Origin of the sequence: Aeromicrobium sp. (assembly GCF_049587115.1) — a bacterium.
Lineage (GTDB): Bacteria > Actinomycetota > Actinomycetes > Propionibacteriales > Nocardioidaceae > Aeromicrobium.
Genome location: NZ_JBAVDI010000102.1, coordinates 1 through 3073 on the forward strand (window position 1 = coordinate 1; position 3073 = coordinate 3073).

Annotated in this window: 3 protein-coding genes; all 3 read left to right on the forward strand. The window is 72.3% G+C overall.

Going from position 1 to position 3073, the window contains the following annotated elements:
* The coding region (gene dnaN, locus WB461_RS09565) for a DNA polymerase III subunit beta (RefSeq protein ID WP_423852504.1) at positions 1-997 on the forward strand (997 nt) is incomplete at its 5' end.
* A 137-nt stretch (positions 998-1134) separates the two neighbouring features.
* Positions 1135-2034, forward strand: a complete 900-nt coding sequence (gnd, locus tag WB461_RS09570) for a phosphogluconate dehydrogenase (NAD(+)-dependent, decarboxylating) (RefSeq protein WP_423852505.1) — start codon at positions 1135-1137, stop codon at positions 2032-2034.
* A gap of 12 nt (positions 2035-2046) precedes the next feature.
* On the forward strand, positions 2047-3073 hold a 1027-nt coding region (gene recF, locus WB461_RS09575), incomplete at its 3' end, for a DNA replication/repair protein RecF (RefSeq protein WP_423852506.1).

Genomic DNA, 3073 nt, shown 5'->3' on the forward strand with positions numbered 1-3073 from the left:
CTACGAGACCTCCGCCCGGGCCACGCTCAAGGCCGAGGTCAGCGACGAGGGCCGCGCGCTGGTGAGTGGCCGGCTACTGGCCGACATCTGCCGCAGCCTGCCCGCGAAGCCGGTCGAGATGGTGCTCGACGGGGCCCGGGTCTCCCTGACCTGCGGCTCCGCCCGGTTCAGCCTCCAGACGATGCCGGTCGACGACTACCCGACCCTGCCGGACATGCCGACCGCGACCGGGACCGTGCAGAGCGACCAGTTCGCCCACGCCGTCGCCCAGGCGGTCACGGCGGCCGGTCGCGACGACATGCTCCCCGTGCTGACCGGTGTCCGGATCGAGATCGAGGGGTCGACGATCTCGCTGCTCGCGACCGACCGGTTCCGGCTCTCCCACCGCGAGCTCTCGTGGGATCCGCGCTCTCCCGACGAGTCGATGGCGGCCCTGGTGCCGGCCAAGGTGCTCGGCGACACCGCCAAGTCGCTCACCGCCGGCAGCACGGTCAGCATCGCGTTGGCAGCCACCGGATCGGGCGAGGGCATCATCGGGTTCGAGGGGGCCGCTCCCGGCGGCGTGCGCCGGACCACCACCCGCTTGCTGGACGGGGAGTTCCCCAAGGTGCGCAGCCTGTTCCCGCACGAGCACCAGACGATCGCCAAGGTCGACAAGGCGGCGCTGATCGAGTCGGTGAAGCGGGTCGCCCTGGTGGCGGAGCGCAACACCGCCGTCCAGCTGGCGTTCAGCGACGGGGTGCTCACCCTGGACGCCGGCTCAGGCGACGAGGCCCAGGCCTCGGAGTCGATCGAGGCGACCATCGACGGCGAGGACATCGTGACCGGGTTCAACCCGCAGTTCCTGCTCGACGGGCTGACCGCGATCGACCAGTCCGTCGTGGAGCTGGCGTTCACCCAGTCGTCGAAGCCGGTCGTGATCAGCGGGTCGGTCGGTGACGGCGAGGAGGACTCGCCGTTCCGCTACCTGCTGATGCCGCGGCGCCTGCTCTCCTGAGCCGTGTCCCCGGTCCGGGTCTCCCGGCCATCACTCGGGGACGAGGACGGCGCGCGAGTAGCCTGGGGGCCGCTCCGCGCGGGCCCGCCTCAGCGGGGCGGGGTGCACACGACGGCAGCACAGCGAAAGGGAGCGGCATGGACCTCGGTCTGATCGGGCTCGGCAAGATGGGTGGCAACATGCGCGAGCGCCTGCGCCGCGCCGGGCATACGGTGGTCGGCTTCGACCGCAACCCGGAGCTCAGCGACGTGGACAGCCTGGAGGCGATGCTGGACAAGCTCCCGTCGCCCAAGGTGGTCTGGGTGATGGTGCCCGCCGGTGAGCCCACCCGGCAGACGGTCGCCGCCCTCAAGGACCTGATGAGCGAGGGCGACATCGTCATCGACGGCGGCAACTCGCGCTGGACCGACGACAAGCTGAACGCCGACTCGCTGGCCGCGAAGGGCATCGGCTTCGTCGACTGTGGCGTCTCCGGCGGGGTCTGGGGCCTGGAGAACGGCTACGCGCTGATGGCCGGCGGCGCCAAGCAGGACATCGACACCGTGCAGCCGGTCTTCGACGCCCTGAAGCCCGCGGGCGAGTTCGGCTGGGTGCACGCCGGGAAGGTCGGGGCCGGTCACTTCTCGAAGATGGTGCACAACGGCATCGAGTACGCGCTGATGCAGGCCTACGCCGAGGGCTGGGAGCTGCTCAGCAAGGTCGACGAGGTGGAGAACGTCACCGAGGTGTTCAGCTCGTGGCGGGAGGGCACCGTGATCCGGTCCTGGCTGCTGGACCTGCTGGTCGCCGCCCTGGAGGACGACACGAAGCTCGAGCAGATCGCCGGCTACGCCGAGGACTCCGGTGAGGGTCGCTGGACCGTGGAGGCCGGCATCGACAACGCGGTGGCCACCCCTGCGATCACCGCGGCGCTGTACGCGCGGTTCGTCTCCCGGCAGGACGACAGCCCCGCGATGAAGGCAGTCGCCGCGATGCGCAACCAGTTCGGCGGGCACGCGACGAAGGTCAACGCGCCGCCCACGACCGGCAGCAACTAGGCCCGCCCCTCCGTGCACGTCGCCCACCTCTCGCTGCACGACTTCCGGTCCTACCCGGAGGCGGAGGTCCCGCTCGGCCCGGGGGTCACCGCCTTCGTCGGACGCAACGGGCAGGGCAAGACCAACCTGGTCGAGGCCGTCGACTACATCGCCCGGCTCGCCTCGCACCGGGTCGCCGGGGACGGTCCGCTGGTCCGGCTGGGCGCGGACCACGCGGTGGTGCGAGCCGCGGTGGTGCGCGACGGCCGGGAGGCGCTGCTCGAGGTGCAGATCAACCCCGGCCGGTCCAACCGCGCCCGGGTGAACAGGTCCCCGCTGCCGCGGGCCCGCGAGATGCTCGGTCTGGTCCGCACGGTGCTCTTCTCCCCCGAGGACCTGGCCCTGGTCAAGGGAGACCCCTCGGAGCGCCGCCACTTCCTCGACGACCTGCTGGTGCAGCGCGCGCCACGCTTCGCTGGCGTGCGCGCCGACTACGACCGGGTGCTCAAGCAGCGCAACTCCCTGCTGAAGACCGCGGGGGCGGCCCGCCGCCAGGGCCGTCGCAGCGACGCTGCGCTGTCCACGCTGGGGGTCTGGGACTCCCAGCTCGCCGCGGTCGGGTCGGAGCTGCTCGCGGCCCGGCTGGTCCTGGTGGAGCAGCTGCGCCCGTACGTCGTCACCGCCTACGACGCGGTGGCCCAGGGCGCGACCCGCACGGACGCGACGCTGACCTACAAGCCGTCGTTCGAGCTGCCCGTCGCCACCACGAGCCTGTCGGAGGGGGACCCCGGGAGCGGGGCGTCGCCGGGGACGTCCGCGCCCCCCTCGCACGACCGGGAGGTGCTGGGCCGGGCACTGCTGGCCGAGCTGGAGCGCCGCCGCGACGACGAGATCGACCGCGGGATCAGCCTGGTGGGCCCGCACCGTGACGACCTGACGCTGATGCTCGGCCCGCTGCCGGTGAAGGGGTACGCCTCGCACGGCGAGTCCTGGTCCTTCGCACTCGCGCTCCGGCTGGCCTCCTACGACCTGCTGCGCGCCGCCGGCGACGACCCGATCC